We start from the raw sequence: 17,166 nt of genomic DNA on the forward strand, positions 1-17,166 counted from the left end.
GCCGGCACTGAAGGCAGCCAACAATCGGCCGTACCCTCAGACACCCAACAGCGTGCCCGACACCCCCGCCACTCATGATCAGCTTTCCACGCCCCGAAGAGCAGTACTCACAGCCTGAGATGACTGAAGATGCCGAATAATCAACGTTCCACCCATGAGCAACCACCGTCGAACGTGTGCCGACGTAATGGCCCTGGACCACCAAGCAAGCTTGGCGGCCTAGATGCTCCTTAGAAAGGAGGTGATCCAGCCGCACCTTCCGGTACGGCTACCTTGTTACGACTTCGTCCCAATCGCCAGTCCCACCTTCGACAGCTCCCTCCCACAAGGGGTTGGGCCACCGGCTTCGGGTGTTACCGACTTTCGTGACGTGACGGGCGGTGTGTACAAGGCCCGGGAACGTATTCACCGCAGCAATGCTGATCTGCGATTACTAGCAACTCCGACTTCATGGGGTCGAGTTGCAGACCCCAATCCGAACTGAGACAGGCTTTTTGAGATTCGCTCCGCCTCACGGCTTCGCAGCTCATTGTACCTGCCATTGTAGCACGTGTGCAGCCCAAGACATAAGGGGCATGATGACTTGACGTCGTCCCCACCTTCCTCCGAGTTGACCCCGGCAGTCTCCTGTGAGTCCCCATCACCCCGAAGGGCATGCTGGCAACACAGAACAAGGGTTGCGCTCGTTGCGGGACTTAACCCAACATCTCACGACACGAGCTGACGACAGCCATGCACCACCTGTACACCGACCACAAGGGGGCGACCATCTCTGGCCGTTTCCGGTGTATGTCAAGCCTTGGTAAGGTTCTTCGCGTTGCGTCGAATTAAGCCACATGCTCCGCTGCTTGTGCGGGCCCCCGTCAATTCCTTTGAGTTTTAGCCTTGCGGCCGTACTCCCCAGGCGGGGAACTTAATGCGTTAGCTGCGGCACCGACGACGTGGAATGTCGCCAACACCTAGTTCCCACCGTTTACGGCGTGGACTACCAGGGTATCTAATCCTGTTCGCTCCCCACGCTTTCGCTCCTCAGCGTCAGTAATGGCCCAGAGATCCGCCTTCGCCACCGGTGTTCCTCCTGATATCTGCGCATTTCACCGCTACACCAGGAATTCCGATCTCCCCTACCACACTCTAGCTAGCCCGTATCGAATGCAGACCCGGGGTTAAGCCCCGGGCTTTCACACCCGACGTGACAAGCCGCCTACGAGCTCTTTACGCCCAATAATTCCGGACAACGCTTGCGCCCTACGTATTACCGCGGCTGCTGGCACGTAGTTAGCCGGCGCTTCTTCTGCAGGTACCGTCACTTTCGCTTCTTCCCTGCTGAAAGAGGTTTACAACCCGAAGGCCGTCATCCCTCACGCGGCGTCGCTGCATCAGGCTTTCGCCCATTGTGCAATATTCCCCACTGCTGCCTCCCGTAGGAGTCTGGGCCGTGTCTCAGTCCCAGTGTGGCCGGTCGCCCTCTCAGGCCGGCTACCCGTCGTCGCCTTGGTGAGCCACTACCTCACCAACAAGCTGATAGGCCGCGGGCTCATCCTTCACCGCCGGAGCTTTTAACCCACCCGGATGCCCGGGCAGGTGTTATCCGGTATTAGACCCCGTTTCCAGGGCTTGTCCCAGAGTGAAGGGCAGATTGCCCACGTGTTACTCACCCGTTCGCCACTAATCCACCCCGAAGGGCTTCATCGTTCGACTTGCATGTGTTAAGCACGCCGCCAGCGTTCGTCCTGAGCCAGGATCAAACTCTCCGTGAATGTTTTCCCGTAATCGGGACGACACCACGAGAGCGGAACCAAGGAGAGGAATAATCCCCTCGGTTCACAGCGTCCTCGCTGTGCGCCTACCGGACAGTGCCCGGCAGGACTTTTTCAAAGGAACCTCGTCCCAGCCGATCGGCCGGAGACGGGGTATCAACATATCTGGCGTTGATTTTTGGCACGCTGTTGAGTTCTCAAGGAACGGACGCTTCCTTTGTACTCACCCTCTCGGGCTTTCCTCCGGGCGCTTCCCTTCGGTCTTGCTGTCTTGCTGTCTTGCTTTGTTCTTGCGTTTCCGACTCTATCAGACCGTTTCCCGATCCGATTTCCTCGGTGCTTTCCAGGTTCCCGCTCTCGCGTTTCCCTTTCCGGCGGTTCCGACTCTATCAGATCCTTTCGGGCCTGATTCCCAGTCAGTGGGGCTTGCCTTCCCAGCCCTTGGGCCGTTCCGACGAGTGAGACTTTAGCGGATTCCTGGCTCCCGAGCTAATCGGGGTGGCGCCCTTTCGAACGCGGATTCCTCATTTCGCAAACACGCATGAAAACGAGCCGACGACGGGTCGCCGTTCGTTGAGTGCTTGTTGCGGAATGGCTGTCCGGGGACCGACCGGGGTCGGCGCTCACGTCGGACAACTCGGAGAACATTACGTACCAGGTGGGGGCGTGTCAACTCCGCTCCGGGATGCCCTCCGGAGGCGTACGCTCGGAGCCATGACTACACATACGTGCACCCAGCAGTGGTGGGCCGCCTGACGGGCGGCCGTACTCACGTATGTACTCAACGGCCGCCGCCTCGGCGGCCGTTTTTGTGTCTCCCTCCTGGGGAGCCGGCCGGCGGGTGCGGCGGCCTCGACCAGGAGGTGGAGTGATGACACGGGTCTTCAGTGGGGTCAAGCCGACCGGGCATCTGACGCTGGGGAACTATCTCGGGGCCATCCGGCGGTGGGTCGATGTCGATCAGCACCAGGCCGACGCCCTGTTCTGCGTCGTCGATCTGCACGCGCTGACCGTGGACCACGATCCGGGGCGGGTGCGCAGGCTCAGTAGGCAGGCGGCGACGTTGTTGCTGGCCTCGGGGCTCGATCCGGAGCTGTGCACCGTCTTCGTACAGAGTCATGTGGACGAGCACGCGCGGCTGTCGTATCTGCTGGAGTGCGTCGCGACCGACGGGGAGATGCGGCGGATGATCCAGTACAAGGAGAAGGCCTCGCGCGAGCGGGAGCGGGGCGGGAGTGTGCGGCTGTCCCTGCTGACTTATCCCGTGCTGATGGCGGCGGACATCCTGGCTTACGGGACGGACGAGGTGCCGGTCGGGGACGACCAGACGCAGCATGTGGAGCTGACCCGGGATCTCGCGGTGCGGTTCAACCAGCGCTACGGGCACACCTTCGTGGTGCCCCGGGCCACGCGGCCTCAGATCGCGGCGCGGGTCATGAATCTGCAGGAGCCGATGTCGAAGATGGGGAAGAGCGATGACGTGGGGCCCGGCGTCGTCTATCTGCTCGACGAGCCGGATGCCGTACGGAAGAAGATCATGCGGGCTGTGACCGACAGCGGGCAGGACGTCCTGTACGACCCCGAGACGCGGCCGGGGGTCTCGAACCTGCTGGAGATTCTCGCCGCCTGTGAAGGTGGGGATCCGGAGACCCTCGGCGGTGCGTACGAGTCCTACGGCGCTTTGAAGAAGGACACCGCCGAGGCCGTGATCGAACTCCTCAGGCCCGTGCAGGAGAGGCACAAGCGGTTGTGCGCGGATCCCTCATATGTGGAGGCGGTTTTGCGCGACGGCGCCGGGAAGGCCCGGGAGATGGCGCGGCCTCGGGTGGACGAGGCGTATCGGGCGATCGGGCTGCTGGCCGCCGGCTGAAGTCCCTGAGGGGAGAGAGGTCATTGACGGCGGGCCGGGGCGGTGGCCCCGGCCCCGCTGCCTCTAGCTGTTGCCGGAGGCCAGTTCGCGGCTGCGGTCGCGGGCTGCCTCCAGTGCGGCGATGAGGGCCGCGCGGACGCCGTGGTTCTCGAGTTCGCGGATCGCGTTGATCGTGGTGCCCGCGGGAGAGGTGACGGCCTCGCGGAGTTTCACGGGGTGCTCCCCGCTGTCGCGGAGCATCACGGCGGCGCCGATCGCGGACTGGACGATCAGGTCGTGTGCCTTGTCGCGGGGCAGGCCGAGCAGGATGCCCGCGTCCGTCATGGCCTCGACCAGGTAGAAGAAGTACGCCGGTCCCGAGCCGGAGAGGGCGGTGCAGGCGTCCTGCTGGGACTCGGGGACGCGCAGTGTCTTGCCGACGGCGCCGAAGATCTCCTCGGTGTGGGCGAGGTGCGCTTCGGTGGCGTGGCTGCCGGCGGAGATGACGGACATCGCCTCGTCGACGAGGGCGGGGGTGTTCGTCATGACCCGGACGACGGGGGTGCCCGCGGCCAGGCGCTCCTCGAAGAAGGAGGTGGGGATGCCCGCCGCGCCGCTGATCACCAGGCGGTCGGCGGGGACGTGGGGGGCGAGTTCGTCGAGGAGGGTGCCCATGTCCTGCGGCTTGACCGTGAGGATCAGGGTGTCGGCGTTCTTGGCGGCCTCGGCGTTGGTGACGGCGGTGACGCCGTAGCGCTCCTGGAGTTCCCTGGCGCGCTCGGGGCGGCGGGCCGTGACCAGCAGGTCGGCGGGGGCCCAGCCTGATCGGATCACTCCGCTGAGCAGGGCTTCGCCGATCTTGCCGGTGCCGAGGACTGCGACTTTCTGGGTCATGGTGCGGGTGCCCTCCGGGGGTGCGTCGTCCTGGGGTCATCCTCGCACTTGGGGGGTTGGGCGGGGTGGGGTGTCCGTTGGGCGGACGGGGGTGGGTTCTTGGCTTCGGGTGGGTGGGGGCCGGGCGCGCAGTTCCCCGCGCCTCTGGGGCACGGCGCTGCGCCCCGGTGCCCGTCGGCATGGGTTCGTCATGCGGTGCGGCGCCTCAGGGTTGCGGCGCCCAGGGCCAGGACCAGGAGGGCGCATCCCGCCACGATGAACGCGTCGCGGACGAAGTTGGCCGTCATGTCGGTGTGCTTGAGGACTTCGTTCATGCCGTCGACTGCGTAGGACATGGGGAGGACGTCGGAGAGGGCTTCGAGGACGGGGTGCATGGTGGAGCGGGCCGTGAAGAGGCCGCAGAGGAGGAGTTGAGGAAAGATCACCGCCGGCATGAACTGGACCGCCTGGAATTCCGAGGCCGCGAAGGCCGAGACGAAGAGGCCGAGGGCCGTGCCGAGCAGGGCGTCGAGGAGGGCCACGAGCAGCAGGAGCCAGGGGGACCCCGTGACGTCGAGGCCGAGGAACCAGACCGCGAGGCCCGTGGCCAGGGCCGACTGGACGACGGCGACGGCGCCGAAGGCCAGGGCGTAGCCGGCGATCAGGTCGCCCTTGCCGAGCGGCATGGCGAGGAGGCGTTCCAGGGTGCCCGAGGTGCGTTCGCGCAGGGTGGCGATGGAGGTGACCAGGAACATCGTGATCAGCGGGAAGATCCCGAGGAGGGAGGCCCCGATGGAGTCGAAGGTGCGCGCGCTGCCGTCGAAGACGTAGCGGAGCAGGACGAGCATCAGGCACGGGATGAGGATCATCAGCGCGATGGTGCGCGGGTCGTGGCGGAGCTGGCGCAGGACGCGGGTCGCGGTGGCGGTCGTACGGGAGTAGTTGATCGCGCTCGGACGGGCGGGGGCCGTCGTGTCCGTGCCCGTGTGCGTGGTGGTGGCCGTGTTCATCGGACGGTCTCCTTGCGGGCGTCGCCGGTCGCGGTGGCCTCGTCGACCAGGTGGAGGAAGGCGGCCTCGACGGTGTCGCGGCCGGTGCGTTCGCGCAGGGCGTCGGGCGTGTCGTCGGCGAGGATCTCGCCCTCGCGCATCAGGAGCAGTCGGTGGCAGCGCTCGGCCTCGTCCATGACATGGGAGGAGACCAGCAGCGTCGCCTTCCATTCCGTGGCGATGGCGTGGAAGAGGTTCCACAGGTCGCGGCGCAGGACCGGGTCGAGGCCGACGGTGGGCTCGTCGAGGACCAGGAGTTCGGGGGTGCCGAGCAGGGCGACCGCGAGGGAGACGCGGTTGCGCTGGCCGCCGGAGAGGTTGCCGGCGAGGGCGTCGGCGTGGCTGGTGAGGTCGACGTCGGCGATGGCCTGGGTGACATGGGCGTCGCGGCGGTCGGCGGCGGCGCGGCCGGGGTCGAGGATCGCGGCGAAGTAGTCGAGGTTCTGGCGGATGGTCAGGTCGTCGTAGACCGAGGGGGCCTGGGTGACGTATCCGATGCGGGAGCGCAGTGCGGCGTCGCCGGCGGGGCGGCCGAGGACTTCGAGGGTGCCGGTGACTTTGGCCTGGGTGCCGACGATGGCGCGCATGAGGGTGGACTTGCCGCAGCCGGAAGGGCCGAGGAGTCCGGTGATCTGGCCGCGGGGTACGGCGAAGTCGAGGCCGCGCAGGACGGTACGGGGGCCGCGTACGACGGTGAGGCCTTCGGCGCGGATGGCCGTGGCCGTGGGGCGGTCGGGGGGCCGGGGAGCAATATTCATCATGCGATGAATATTGCGCGGGAGGAGTGGCGTCGTCAAGCCCGGTCGCATCCGCCGGCGCAGGCGCGCGGCGGCGCGATCGGAAGGGGGCACTCCGGCGTGCGGTGGGGTGGTGCGCTTCCGTGTTCACTCGGCGGTTACACGGAAGGGCTGCGCGATCAACTCCCGTTACCGACAATGGATTTCAGTGCGCGGTCATATGCCCACCGGCCTTGGTGCCGCGCCGTTGGATCCGCCGCGCCCTCCCCCGGCTCGGCACCCACGCATCTTCCGCACTCAACCGGAGGTGCCGTCGCCATGCGTAAAGCCGATCTGCGTCGAGCCGATCTGTCCGCGTCTCTCGTCGTGTTTCTCGTCGCGTTGCCGTTGTGTGTAGGGGTCGCCATCGCCTCGGGCGTGCCGGCCGAGTTGGGGCTGGTGACCGGAATAGTCGGTGGCCTGGTCGCCGGGGTGCTGCCCGGGAGCAGCCTTCAGGTGAGCGGGCCCGCGGCCGGGCTGACCGTGCTGGTGTACGAGGCGGTGCAGACGTACGGGCTGCGGGCCCTGGGTGTGCTGGTGCTCGGCGCCGGGCTGGTGCAACTCACGCTCGGGGCGCTGCGGCTCGGGCGGTGGTTCCGGGCCGTGTCCGTCGCGGTGGTGCAGGGGATGCTCGCCGGGATCGGGCTCGTGCTGATCGCGGGCCAGGTCTACGCGATGGGTGACGCGTCCGCGCCCGCGAGCGGGCTCGGGAAGATCGCCGGGCTGGTGTCGCTGCCCGGGGACGCGGACCCGGTGGCTCTCGCGGTCGGGGGCGCCACCGTGGTCGTACTGCTGCTGTGGCCGCGTTGGCGGCGCGGGGCGCGGGTGGTGCCGGCGCCGTTGCTGGCGGTGGCGCTCGCGGCGGGTGTGACCGGGGTGTTCGATCTGCCCGTGCGGCGGGTCGAGGTGCGCGGGCTGCTCGATGCCGTACAGCCGCCGTCCTTGGCGGACCTGGGCCGGCTCACGGAAGTGGGCATGCTCGGGACGGTGGTCGCCTTCGCTCTGATCGCCTCCGCCGAGTCGCTGTTCAGCGCGGCGGCGGTGGACCGTCTGCACCGGGGGCCACGGACCGACTACGACCGTGAGCTCATCGCGCAGGGTGCGGGGAACACCGTGTGCGGGGCGCTCGGGGCGCTGCCGATGACCGCGGTGATCGTGCGGAGCGCGGCGAATGTGCAGGCCGGGGCGCAGACCAAGGTCTCGCGCGTACTGCACGGGGTGTGGCTGCTGGTCTTCACGGTGGTGGTGCCCGGGGTCCTCGGGATCATTCCGGTGGCGGCGCTGGCGGGGTTGCTGGTGCACGCGGGCTGCAAGTTGGTGCCGGTGCGGGAGGTGCGGGTGCTGTGGCGCGGGCATCGCGGGGAGGTAGTCGTACTGGGTGTGACGGCGGTGGCGATCGTGGTGGGGAATCTGTTTGAAGGGGTGCTGGTCGGGCTTGCGCTCGCCGTCGCAAAGACCGCGTGGGACATCAGCCATGTGCACGTGGAGACGGAGGACCGGGGGGCCGCGGGGATGGTCGTACGGGTGATGGGCAACGCCACGTTCCTGCGGCTGCCGAAGCTGCTGGACGCCTTGGAGGCGTTGCCGCACGATCGTGACGTACGGCTGGAGTTGGGCGGGTTGCGGCATGTGGACCACGCGTGTGCGGCGGCCCTGGAGCGGTGGACCGCCGCGCGCGATCACGAGCGGGTGGCCACGATCACCAGTACCTCGTAGACCTCCTCGACCCGGCCGTCCGGGAAGGTCTCCAGGAGGCGGGTGCGCTCCTCGGCGAGGAAGGCGTCGGTGTCCTCCTTGCCGAGGACCAGGAAGGCCGAGTGGCTGCCGATGTTGGCGAGGTGGGTGTCCACGGGGACGTGACGGCTCCAGCGGACGATGCGGTGGGTGTGGGGCGGGAGTTCGGGGGCGCCTTTGAAGGCGCGTTCGGTGAGGAAGCCTGCGGTTCGCTGGTGGGATTCGGTGTCTTTCTTGGTCTTGGTGGCGGTGTCTTCTTCGGTCTTGGTGGCGGCGCCTTGTTTGGCTTTCGTGGCGGCGGTGCCTTCTTCCGTGGGGTGGGCGTCCTCGAAGTACTGATCGATGCGCTGGGACTGGGCGGCGATCCAGGGGACGTCGAGGGCGGACGTGTTCCACCAGAGCGCCAGGGCGCCGCCGGGGCGCAGGACGCGGAAGGCCTCCGGGAGGGAGCGGGCCGGGTTCGTCCAGTGCCAGGACTGGGCGTAGGTGAGGAAGTCGGCGGAGGCGGTGGCGAGGGGGAGGGTGTCGCCGGTACCCCGGACGAGGGGGATGTCGGGGTGGGCGCGACGGAACTCCGCGGCCATGCCCTCGCCGGGTTCCACGGCGATGACGTCCGCGCCCCGGGCGTGCAGGAGGGTGGTGGCGATGCCGGTGCCCGCGCCTACGTCGATGACCTTCGCGCCCTTGAGGGGGCGGGCGGCCAGGTCTTCGAGGGTGGTGAAGAGGGCGGGTGGGTAGGAGGGGCGGTTCGCGGCGTACTGGGCTGCGGCCGTGTTGAAGGAGTGGGCTCGGGTGGTGTGGGAGAACCGCGGGTGGGTCGTCATAAGGGAATGGTGGTGCGGGTCGGGGGTGGAGAACAGCGGATTTCGCCCCCGCCGCCCCTACCCTCCCCCCAAGCTCTCGGCTTCGCTCGAGCAGGGGGTACCCCCATCATCCGTACCTGGGGGCTCCGCCCCCGGACCCCCCAGGTGGGTTCTTCGGCTGCGGGTGGGTGGGGGCCGGTCCCGCAGTTCCCCGCGCCCCTGGGGCACGGGGCTGCGCCCCAGTGCCCCGACGCCCATCGGCCCATCGGCCTCGTTCCGCGCGCCAGAGGGGCGGAAGGATGCGCCCAGGCCTCTTGAGGGCGCGGGGAAGTGGGCGGCACCCGTCGACGAAGGGACTCCAGGGGGTGTGTCAGGGGCGGCGGCGTTTTTTTGAGGGGTTGCGGGAGCGGCGCTCGTACTGGCGGCGCGCCCCCTCGTACTCCTCGCGGGCGAGCTGCTCGCCCGGGGCCTCGGTGAGGGTGCGGAAGGCGTAGGCGAGGAGGGAGCCGATGAAGCCGATGGCCAGGAGGCCCCGGATGGAGGCCTGGCGGTCGGGGTCGGGGCGCTTGGAGAAGGCGTCCCAGGTGTGCCGGAACGCGAGCGCGCTGCACACCGCGAACATCACCACGACCAGGAGGGTCACCGGTTTGCCGACGTCCGCGATCGCCAGGCCCTGGTAGGCGAAGCGGAGCACGAAACAGGCGGCGACCGCGGCGGCGAGCGAGCCGACGGCCACGGCGATGCGGCGGGCCGTGTAGCCGCCGTCCTGGGCCACCCAGGTCGTCCCGAAGAAACGGAGGGGTTCGGGCTGGGGTCCCGCGGGGGTCCCGGACTGGTTCTCGTCACTCACTCGACGATTATCGCTCCGGTCGGCCGCGGGGCCCCGGACCTCCTTCGGGCCCCTGGTCTCGTTCGGTCAGGCGCAGCGCGGCGCGACGTAACCGTCGCTGCCCGTCTTCACATAGGCGTCGGACACGAACTGGCCGTTGGCGATGTTGTCCCAGACGTTCGTCGTCCCGTAGTAACCGCTGACGGACTCCCCCGGGCACTGGCAGTAGATCGGGACGCTCGAGCCCGCCGGCAGGGTGCGGACGATGCTGTAGTGCGTGCCCGGGCCGCTGCGGACGTTGACGCTGTATCCCGGTGCGAGGGGATACGTGCGGGTCGACTCCGCGCTCAGCGGCTCGGCCGCCACCGTCTCCCCCGCGCCTGCGATCTCTATGTCTTCCGTGGCCATCCTGGCCTCCCCCGTTGAATGCTTGTCCGAAACGCTTGCCGTGAACGGTTCACGCCAAAATCGCGCTGCGCGTCGAGGCTAGCAAGCCGCCGATGGTTCGCACGAAGCATCGACTAGGCTCTGCGCGTCGCGCATGCGGACGGACCCACGGGGGGTGAGTGATGCCGCCAGAGCGCAGCGCCGGTACAGACCCGGAAGCGGAACTTCCGCGATTTGCCGGGCAGTACCAGCTGGAGGCGCAGCTCGGCTCCGGTGGCATGGGCATCGTGCATCTGGCGCGGTCCGCCTCCGGGTTGCGGCTCGCCGTCAAGGTCGTACATGCCGGATTCGCACAAGACCCCGAGTTCCGGGGGCGGTTCAGGCAGGAGGTCGCGGCGGCTCGGCGGGTGAGCGGTGCCTTCACCGCGCCCGTGGTGGACGCCGATCCCGAGGCCGAACACCCGTGGATGGCCACGCTGTTCATTCCCGGGCCGACCCTCGCCGAGCATGTGAAGCGGAATGGGGCACTGTCTCCGGCCCGGCTGCGCCACCTGATGGCCGGCCTCGCCGAGGCGCTGCGCGACATTCACCGGGCCGGTGTCGTGCACCGCGATCTCAAGCCCAGCAATGTCCTCCTGGCCGACGACGGCCCCAAAGTCATCGACTTCGGCATTTCGCGGCCTTCCGACAGTGAACTGCGGACAGAGACAGGCAAATTGATCGGCACGCCGCCGTTCATGGCGCCGGAGCAATTCCGCAGGCCGCGGGAGGTCGGACCGGCCGCCGATGTCTTCGCGCTGGGCTCGGTGATCGTGCACGCGGCCACCGGGAGCGGCCCCTTCGACTCCGACAGCCCGTATCTCGTGGCCTATCAAGTCGTCCATGACGAGCCGGACTTGACAGGTGTCCCGGAGGAGATGGCCGGCCTTGTCGCGCGCTGCCTCGCCAAGGAGCCCGAGGACCGGCCCACACCGGACGAGCTGATGACGGCGCTGAAGTCGGTGTCGGCCTCGTACGACACGCAGGCGTTCATTCCTGAGCAGCGTGGATCAGACATTGCCGAGCAGCGCAGCTCGGGCGTCCCTGAACAGCGTGGACCGAGCGGGCAGTCGGCGACGTCCGCGCGGGTCAAACCCTCCATGCCGAAGAGGCCCGAGGAGTCCAGGAAACTCAAGAGGGTCCTCGCAAGGCGTTGGCGGCTCGCGGTCGCCGTTACCGCGGCCGTGGTCACCGCTGTGGTCGTCGGCGCCTTCGCCCTCCTCGACAGCCCCGACGTCAAGACGCCGAAGAAGAGCGCGGGACAGCGGTCGCAGAGCGGCTTCCGGCCATGGGACACCTCCCTGAGCACCCGCGGCGCCAAGGCCGCGGGCCTGCCCCGATGCGCGTACACACCGCACGAGTTGTACTGCGTCCGTCCCGGCGTCCTGGCCGCCGCGGTCGACCCGGCCGACGGACACATCTTGTGGTCGCGCGGCGACACGGACCGGGGAAGCCACTACTCGACGACGGCGCCGCCCGTGCTGTCCGGCGGGCTACTGCAGGTCGTCAGCGGGGACGGACGACGGCTGACGGCGCTGGACCCCGCCACGGGCACAACCCGGTGGAGCCGAGACACCGCGCGCTACCAGGGTCGTATCGCCCACGTCGGCGGCGTCGTCCTGCTCACCGGGCCGGACGGCAAGGTCACCGCACTCGATGCCGCGACGGGCGAGGAGAAGTGGCACCGCTCGATCCCCGGCCAGCCGTCGCCGAGCTTCTTCTCGTACGGGGACGCAGTCGCCTACGCCGTGACGGGGACCGGGAACGGGACACGGGTGACAGCCGTGGACCCGCAGACCGGCGCCACGCGCTGGCAGCGGGGTCTGGACGGGACGCTGACCATCGTGGGAGCCCGTGACGGAGTGGTCTGGTTCACCTCGAGCGCGACCGACCAGTACACGGATGCCGTCGTGCGGTACGACACGGCCGATCGCTCGGTCCGCCGGATTCCGCTGCCCATTCCGCTGCCGTCGTCACAAGGCGCCGTACAGGGCGACACGGTGTACCTGCTGGCCGGCGGAGGGGCGTTGGTCGCCGTGGACACCGGGACGTCGGCCCAGCTCTGGCGCGTGGAGACCTCCGTCAGCACGGCCTCGGCTCCGGTCGTGTCCGGGCGACGGCTCTATCTGACCGCGGTGGACGGACGGCTCCTGGCCGTGGACACCGCACGCGGCACCCTGCTCGGTCAGACGAGGTCGCGGCTCGGCGACGACCGGGGCTCGCTCGTCAGCGCGATCCCGGCGCCGCTCGCGGCCGACGGGAAGGTCTACTCGGCCGCTCCGGACGGATCGCTCTTCGCGGTCGACGGGCGCGATCCCTCCGCCTGGTGAAGCGCCGAAGGGGCCGCTCCCACGGAGCGGCCCCTTCCGATGAGCTTCTGGGGGCGGATCAGCCCAGCTTGGAAACGTCTCGTACGGCGCCCTTGTCCGCGCTCGTTGCCATCGCGGCGTAGGCGCGGAGGGCGGCGGAGACCTTGCGGTCGCGGTTTGCGGGGGCGTAGACGCCGTTCAGGGCGCTGCGGCGGGTGGCGAGTTCCTCGTCGGAGACCAGGAGTTCGATCGAGCGGTTCGGGATGTCGATGTGGATGCGGTCGCCGTCCTGGACCAGGGCGATGGTGCCGCCGGAGGCCGCCTCGGGGGAGGCGTGGCCGATGGACAGGCCCGAGGTGCCGCCGGAGAAGCGGCCGTCGGTGATCAGGGCGCAGGTCTTGCCGAGGCCGCGGCCCTTGAGGAAGGACGTCGGGTAGAGCATCTCCTGCATGCCGGGGCCGCCCTTGGGGCCCTCGTAGCGGATGACGACGACGTCGCCGTGCGTGATCTCCTTGCGGAGGATCTTGTCGACGGCCTCTTCCTGAGACTCGCAGACGACCGCGGGGCCCTCGAAGGTCCAGATGGACTCGTCGACGCCCGCCGTCTTCACGACGCAGCCGTCGACCGCCAGGTTGCCCTTGAGGACCGCCAGGCCGCCGTCCTTGGAGTAGGCGTGCTCGGCGGAGCGGATGCAGCCGTTCTCGGCGTCCTCGTCGAGGGCTTCCCAGCGCTCGGACTGGGAGAAGGCCTCGGAGGAGCGGACGCAGCCGGGGGCCGCGTGCCACAGTTCGATCGCCTCGGGGGACGGGGAGCCGGCGCGCACGTCCCAGGTCTTCAGCCAGTCGGAGAGGGACGGGCTGTGGACCGAGTGGACGTCCTCGTTCAGGAGGCCCGCGCGGTGCAGTTCGCCCAGCAGGGCGGGGATGCCGCCTGCCCGGTGCACGTCCTCCATGTAGTACGTGCGGTCCTTGGCGACGTTCGGGGCGACCTTGGCGAGGCACGGCACGCGGCGCGAGACCTCGTTGATCTCGTCCAGGCCGAAGGGGACGCCCGCCTCCTGGGCGGCGGCCAGCAGGTGCAGGATCGTGTTGGTGGAGCCGCCCATGGCGATGTCGAGGGCCATGGCGTTCTCGAACGCGGCGTGCGTGGCGATGTTGCGGGGCAGGACCGACTCGTCGTCCTGGTCGTAATAGCGGTGCGTGATCTCGACCACCGTGCGGGCCGCGTCCTCGTACAGACCCTTGCGGGCCGTGTGGGTGGCGAGCACCGAGCCGTTGCCGGGGAGGGACAGGCCGATGGCCTCGGTCAGGCAGTTCATCGAGTTGGCGGTGAACATGCCGGAGCAGGAGCCACAGGTCGGACAGGCGTTCTCCTCGATACGGAGGATGTCCTCGTCCGAGATCTTGTCGTTCACCGCGTCGGAGATCGCGTCGACCAGGTCGAGCGTACGGACCGTGCCGTCGACCAGGGTGGCGCGGCCGGACTCCATGGGGCCGCCGGAGACGAAGACCGTCGGGATGTTCAGGCGCAGGGCCGCCATGAGCATGCCGGGGGTGATCTTGTCGCAGTTCGAGATGCAGATCAGGGCGTCGGCGCAGTGGGCTTCCACCATGTACTCGACCGAGTCCGCGATCAGGTCGCGGGAGGGCAGGGAGTACAGCATGCCGCCGTGGCCCATCGCGATGCCGTCGTCGACCGCGATCGTGTTGAACTCGCGCGCGATGCCCCCGGCCGCGGTGATCGCCTCGCTGACGATGCGGCCGACGGGCTGGAGGTGGGTGTGGCCCGGCACGAACTCCGTGAAGGAGTTGGCGACCGCGATGATCGGCTTCCGTCCGATGTCCGCGCCCGGTACACCGGAGGCGCGCATAAGGGCGCGTGCGCCCGCCATATTGCGGCCGTGGGTGACTGTGCGGGACCTCAGCTCGGGCATCGTCGCTCGCTCCTTCGGAGAGTAATGACTGAGGTCGAGCCTACGCCGGTGCGCCAGGATTCGGACGGGGCGTCCGGAATGCGGGATGCGCGTCTCGGGGGGCGAGTGCCAGGGGGCGAGTGCCGGGGTTGTTCTCAGTGGGTGGGTGGCTGGGTGGGTGGGGGTCCGATGTGGCTGAGCGCGCAGTTCCCCGCGCCCCTTCGGGGGCGCTCAGCTCACGGGGCTGTCAAGTGGCCCTGTACCACCGGGGCCACCCGCTCCACGATGCGTTCCACGTCCGCCGAGGCCAGCGGCTCGACCTTGATGACGTAGCGGAGCATCGCCACCCCCACCAGCTGGGCCGCCGCCAGTTCGGCGCGCAGTTCCGCGTCGGGGAGGTCGAGGCGGCCCGCGATGCGGCGCAGCAGCTGGGCGGCGACCAGGCGGCGGAAGACGGCGGCCGCGGTCTCGTTGTTCACGGCGGAACGGACGATGGCGAGCAGCGGGGTCCGAGTGGTGGGGTTCTCCCAGATACCGAGGAGGAAGCGGGTCAGGCGCTCGCCGACCGTGTCGAGGGGGCCGTCCTCGACCGCGGTGGGCGCGGCCAGGGCGGGCGCGAACGCGACCTCGATGGCCGCCTCGAAGACCTGCTCCTTGGTGCCGAAGTAGTGGTGCACGAGGGCGGAGTCCACCCCGGCGGCCTTGGCGATGCCGCGCACCGACGTCTTCTCGTAGCCGCGCTCGGAGAACTCCTCGCGGGCGGCGTCCAGGATGCGGTCGCGGGTGGCGGGGGCCGCCTCCGTCTCCGTACGGGAAGGCCGTCCCCTACGACGGGGGGTGGCGGCGTCCGTCACCGGCGGGGCACCTTCACCGCGGAGGCCAGGTGCAGGCGGGTGAAGGCCAGCGCCTCCGCCAGGTCCGCCTCGCGTTCGGCACTGGACATGGCACGGCGGGTGTTGACCTCGATGACGACGTGGCCGTCGAAGCCGGAGAGCGCGAGGCGCTCCAGCAGTTCGGCGCAGGGCTGAGTGCCGCGGCCCGGGACCAGGTGCTCGTCCTTGTTGGAGCCGTTGCCGTCGGCGAGGTGGACGTGGCCGAGGCGGTCGCCCATGCGGTCGATCATCTGCAGGGCGTCGCTGCGGGCCGTCGAGGTGTGGCTGAGGTCGATCGTGAAGTGGCGGTAGTCGTCCTTCGTCACGTCCCAGTCGGGGGCGTACGCGAGCATCTCGCGGTCGCGGTAGCGCCAGGGGTACATGTTTTCGACGGCGAACCGTACGTCCGTCTCGTTCGCCATGCGCCACATCCCCGTGACGAAGTCGCGCGCGTACTGGCGCTGCCAGCGGAAAGGGGGGTGTACGACGACCGTCGACGCGCCCAGCTTCTCCGCCGCCGCCTGGGCGCGCTGGAGTTTGACCCAGGGGTCGGTGGACCAGACGCGCTGGGTGATCAGCAGGCAGGGGGCGTGAACGGCGAGGATCGGGATCTGGTGGTAGTCGCTGAGGCGGCGGAGGGCTTCGATGTCCTGGCTGACCGGGTCGGTCCAGACCATCACCTCTACGCCGTCGTAACCGAGGCGCGCGGCGATCTCGAAGGCCGTCGCCGTCGACTCCGGATACACGGACGCCGTGGACAGCGCGACCTTCGCATCCGGGATGCGCACGACTGGTTCTGCCACGAGGGACAGCGTAAGCCTCCGGCGGTCGGGCGGGGGGCGGTGGGGGTTGGCTGGGGGGTCGGCGTTGGAGGGGGTCGGGTGTGCGCTGGGTGGGGCGCCGGGTGGGGCGCCCTATCGCCGTTGTGGGGTTCACCGTGGGCGGGTGCGGGTGGTTTGTGGCTGGGCGCGCGGTTCCCCGCGCCCCTGTCGGGGCGCGGGGAACGTGACGTCGGTTACTCGGTCACTCTGATGCCATCTGGTCCAGGCGTCGGAGGATGACGCCCTCTCGTAGGGCCCAGGGGCAGATTTCCAGGGTTTCCACGGCGAAGAGGTCCATGGCGCCCTCGGCGACGAGGGCGCCGGCGAGGAGTTGGCCGGAGCGGCCGGGGGAGACGCCGGGGAGTTCGGCGCGTTCGTCGGCGGTCATAGAGGCCAGCCGGGGGACCCAGTCCTCCAGGGAGCGGCGCTTGAGTTCGCGCTGGACGTAGAGGCCGTCGGTGGAGCGGGCGGCGCCGGCCAGGCGGGCGAGTTGCTTGAAGGTCTTGGAGGTGGCGACCACGTGGTCGGGGGCGCCGAAGCGGCTGAATTCGCCGACGGTCCGGGCGATCTCGGCCCGGACGTGGCGGCGCAGGGCCTTGATGTCCGCCGGGTCGGCGGGGTCGGTGGGCAGCCAGCCCGCGGTCAGCCGTCCGGCGCCGAGTGGCAGCGACGCCGCCGCGTCCGGCTCCTCGTCCATGCCGTACGCGATCTCCAGCGAGCCGCCGCCGATGTCGAGGACCAGCAGCTTCCCCGCCGACCAGCCGAACCAGCGGCGGGCCGCCAGGAAGGTCAGCCGGGCCTCTTCCGCCCCGGTCAGGACCTGGAGCTCGACACCGGTCTCGGCCTGCACCCGGGCCAGCACGTCGTCGGCGTTGCTGGCCTCGCGCACGGCGGAGGTCGCGAACGGCAGCAGGGCCTCGACGCCCTTGTCCTCGGCGGCCTCAAGGGCGTCCCGGACCGTGGCGATCAGTTTTTCGACGCCGTCGAGGCCGATCGCTCCGCTCTCGTCGAGCAGTTGGGCAAGCCGCAATTCGGCCTTGTGCGAGTGCGCGGGCAGCGGGCGCGCGCCGGGGTGTGCATCCACCACCAGCAGGTGCACCGTGTTCGAACCCACGTCGAGGACACCGAGTCTCATGTACGGAACGCTACTGCG

Annotated in this window: 13 protein-coding genes and 1 rRNA gene; 3 read left to right on the forward strand and 11 right to left on the reverse strand. The window is 69.2% G+C overall.

The features are described 5' to 3' along the window. Positions 1-234 precede the first annotated feature (234 nt). Positions 235-1,760: ribosomal RNA gene (locus SMIR_RS15860) — 16S ribosomal RNA — on the reverse strand. A gap of 871 nt (positions 1,761-2,631) precedes the next feature. Between SMIR_RS15860 and trpS the strand changes: the two genes are divergently transcribed. Beyond that, on the forward strand, positions 2,632-3,630 hold the full coding sequence (gene trpS, locus SMIR_RS15865; RefSeq protein ID WP_168494305.1) for a tryptophan--tRNA ligase: 999 nt from the start codon (positions 2,632-2,634) through the stop codon (positions 3,628-3,630). A gap of 63 nt (positions 3,631-3,693) precedes the next feature. Here the strand turns inward: trpS and proC are convergent, their stop codons facing one another. The 3 genes from proC to SMIR_RS15880 all read right to left on the reverse strand — a co-directional run bounded on the left by proC (position 3,694) and on the right by SMIR_RS15880 (position 6,292). Beyond that, entirely contained in the window at positions 3,694-4,503 is an 810-nt protein-coding gene (gene proC / locus SMIR_RS15870; protein WP_101399937.1) for a pyrroline-5-carboxylate reductase, read from the reverse strand. Between the two features lie 188 nt (positions 4,504-4,691). Then, positions 4,692-5,492, reverse strand: coding sequence for an ABC transporter permease (locus SMIR_RS15875; protein WP_212727141.1), 801 nt, complete (start codon positions 5,490-5,492; stop codon positions 4,692-4,694). Further along, positions 5,489-6,292: an ABC transporter ATP-binding protein gene (locus SMIR_RS15880; protein ID WP_212727142.1), complete on the reverse strand. Its 804-nt coding sequence runs from the start codon at positions 6,290-6,292 to the stop codon at positions 5,489-5,491. Before SMIR_RS15880 ends, SMIR_RS15875 begins: the two co-directional genes overlap by 4 nt. 294 nt (positions 6,293-6,586) lie before the next feature. On the opposite strand from SMIR_RS15880, the gene SMIR_RS15885 reads away from it, so the two are divergent. Next, on the forward strand, positions 6,587-8,023 hold the full coding sequence (locus SMIR_RS15885; RefSeq protein WP_212727143.1) for a SulP family inorganic anion transporter: 1,437 nt from the start codon (positions 6,587-6,589) through the stop codon (positions 8,021-8,023). Here the strand turns inward: SMIR_RS15885 and SMIR_RS15890 are convergent. From SMIR_RS15890 to SMIR_RS15900, 3 genes are all read right to left on the reverse strand, one after another. Continuing rightward, positions 7,987-8,865: a class I SAM-dependent methyltransferase gene (locus tag SMIR_RS15890; protein WP_212727144.1), complete on the reverse strand. Its 879-nt coding sequence runs from the start codon at positions 8,863-8,865 to the stop codon at positions 7,987-7,989. The two genes, SMIR_RS15885 and SMIR_RS15890, sit on opposite strands and share 37 nt — an antisense overlap. Positions 8,866-9,214: 349 nt before the next feature. Then, on the reverse strand, positions 9,215-9,694 hold the full coding sequence (locus SMIR_RS15895; protein WP_212727145.1) for an EamA/RhaT family transporter: 480 nt from the start codon (positions 9,692-9,694) through the stop codon (positions 9,215-9,217). Between the two features lie 66 nt (positions 9,695-9,760). After that, the gene (locus SMIR_RS15900; RefSeq protein WP_168494297.1) at positions 9,761-10,081 is read right to left on the reverse strand and encodes a peptidase; all 321 of its coding nucleotides are present in this window, start codon (positions 10,079-10,081) and stop codon (positions 9,761-9,763) included. 161 nt (positions 10,082-10,242) lie between these two features. Between SMIR_RS15900 and SMIR_RS15905 the strand changes: the two genes are divergently transcribed. Then, positions 10,243-12,429 (forward strand): serine/threonine-protein kinase, encoded by a 2,187-nt coding sequence (locus SMIR_RS15905; protein WP_212727146.1) that lies wholly within the window; start codon positions 10,243-10,245, stop codon positions 12,427-12,429. Between the two features lie 58 nt (positions 12,430-12,487). Here SMIR_RS15905 and ilvD read toward each other — a convergent pair whose 3' ends face one another. From ilvD to SMIR_RS15925, 4 genes are all read right to left on the reverse strand, one after another. Beyond that, positions 12,488-14,341 carry a dihydroxy-acid dehydratase gene (ilvD, locus tag SMIR_RS15910; RefSeq protein WP_168494293.1) on the reverse strand — a complete coding sequence of 618 codons (1,854 nt, stop codon included), beginning with the start codon at positions 14,339-14,341 and terminating at the stop codon, positions 12,488-12,490. Positions 14,342-14,556: 215 nt separating this feature from the next. After that, positions 14,557-15,174: a TetR/AcrR family transcriptional regulator gene (locus tag SMIR_RS15915; protein ID WP_168494291.1), complete on the reverse strand. Its 618-nt coding sequence runs from the start codon at positions 15,172-15,174 to the stop codon at positions 14,557-14,559. After that, complete coding sequence (locus tag SMIR_RS15920; protein ID WP_075032411.1) at positions 15,171-15,995, reverse strand: sugar phosphate isomerase/epimerase family protein; 825 nt, start codon at positions 15,993-15,995, stop codon at positions 15,171-15,173. The genes SMIR_RS15915 and SMIR_RS15920 overlap by 4 nt, the downstream gene beginning before the upstream one ends. Before the next feature lie 220 nt (positions 15,996-16,215). Next, complete coding sequence (locus SMIR_RS15925; protein ID WP_168494289.1) at positions 16,216-17,148, reverse strand: Ppx/GppA family phosphatase; 933 nt, start codon at positions 17,146-17,148, stop codon at positions 16,216-16,218. Positions 17,149-17,166 lie beyond the last annotated feature (18 nt).

It is taken from the genome of Streptomyces mirabilis (assembly GCF_018310535.1).
Taxonomy (GTDB): Bacteria; Actinomycetota; Actinomycetes; order Streptomycetales; family Streptomycetaceae; genus Streptomyces.

Excerpts from the sequence above, each read along its gene's own strand:
- SMIR_RS15900 (WP_168494297.1), bottom strand. The coding sequence starts at position 10,081 with ATGGCCACGGAAGACATAGAGATCGCAGGCGCGGGGGAGACGGTGGCG.
- SMIR_RS15875 (WP_212727141.1), bottom strand. The coding sequence starts at position 5,492 with ATGAACACGGCCACCACCACGCACACGGGCACGGACACGACGGCCCCC.
- SMIR_RS15885 (WP_212727143.1), top strand. The coding sequence starts at position 6,587 with ATGCGTAAAGCCGATCTGCGTCGAGCCGATCTGTCCGCGTCTCTCGTC.
- SMIR_RS15880 (WP_212727142.1), bottom strand. The coding sequence starts at position 6,292 with ATGATGAATATTGCTCCCCGGCCCCCCGACCGCCCCACGGCCACGGCC.
- trpS (WP_168494305.1), top strand. The coding sequence starts at position 2,632 with ATGACACGGGTCTTCAGTGGGGTCAAGCCGACCGGGCATCTGACGCTG.
- proC (WP_101399937.1), bottom strand. The coding sequence starts at position 4,503 with ATGACCCAGAAAGTCGCAGTCCTCGGCACCGGCAAGATCGGCGAAGCC.
- ilvD (WP_168494293.1), bottom strand. The coding sequence starts at position 14,341 with ATGCCCGAGCTGAGGTCCCGCACAGTCACCCACGGCCGCAATATGGCG.
- SMIR_RS15905 (WP_212727146.1), top strand. The coding sequence starts at position 10,243 with ATGCCGCCAGAGCGCAGCGCCGGTACAGACCCGGAAGCGGAACTTCCG.
- SMIR_RS15890 (WP_212727144.1), bottom strand. The coding sequence starts at position 8,865 with ATGACGACCCACCCGCGGTTCTCCCACACCACCCGAGCCCACTCCTTC.
- SMIR_RS15925 (WP_168494289.1), bottom strand. The coding sequence starts at position 17,148 with ATGAGACTCGGTGTCCTCGACGTGGGTTCGAACACGGTGCACCTGCTG.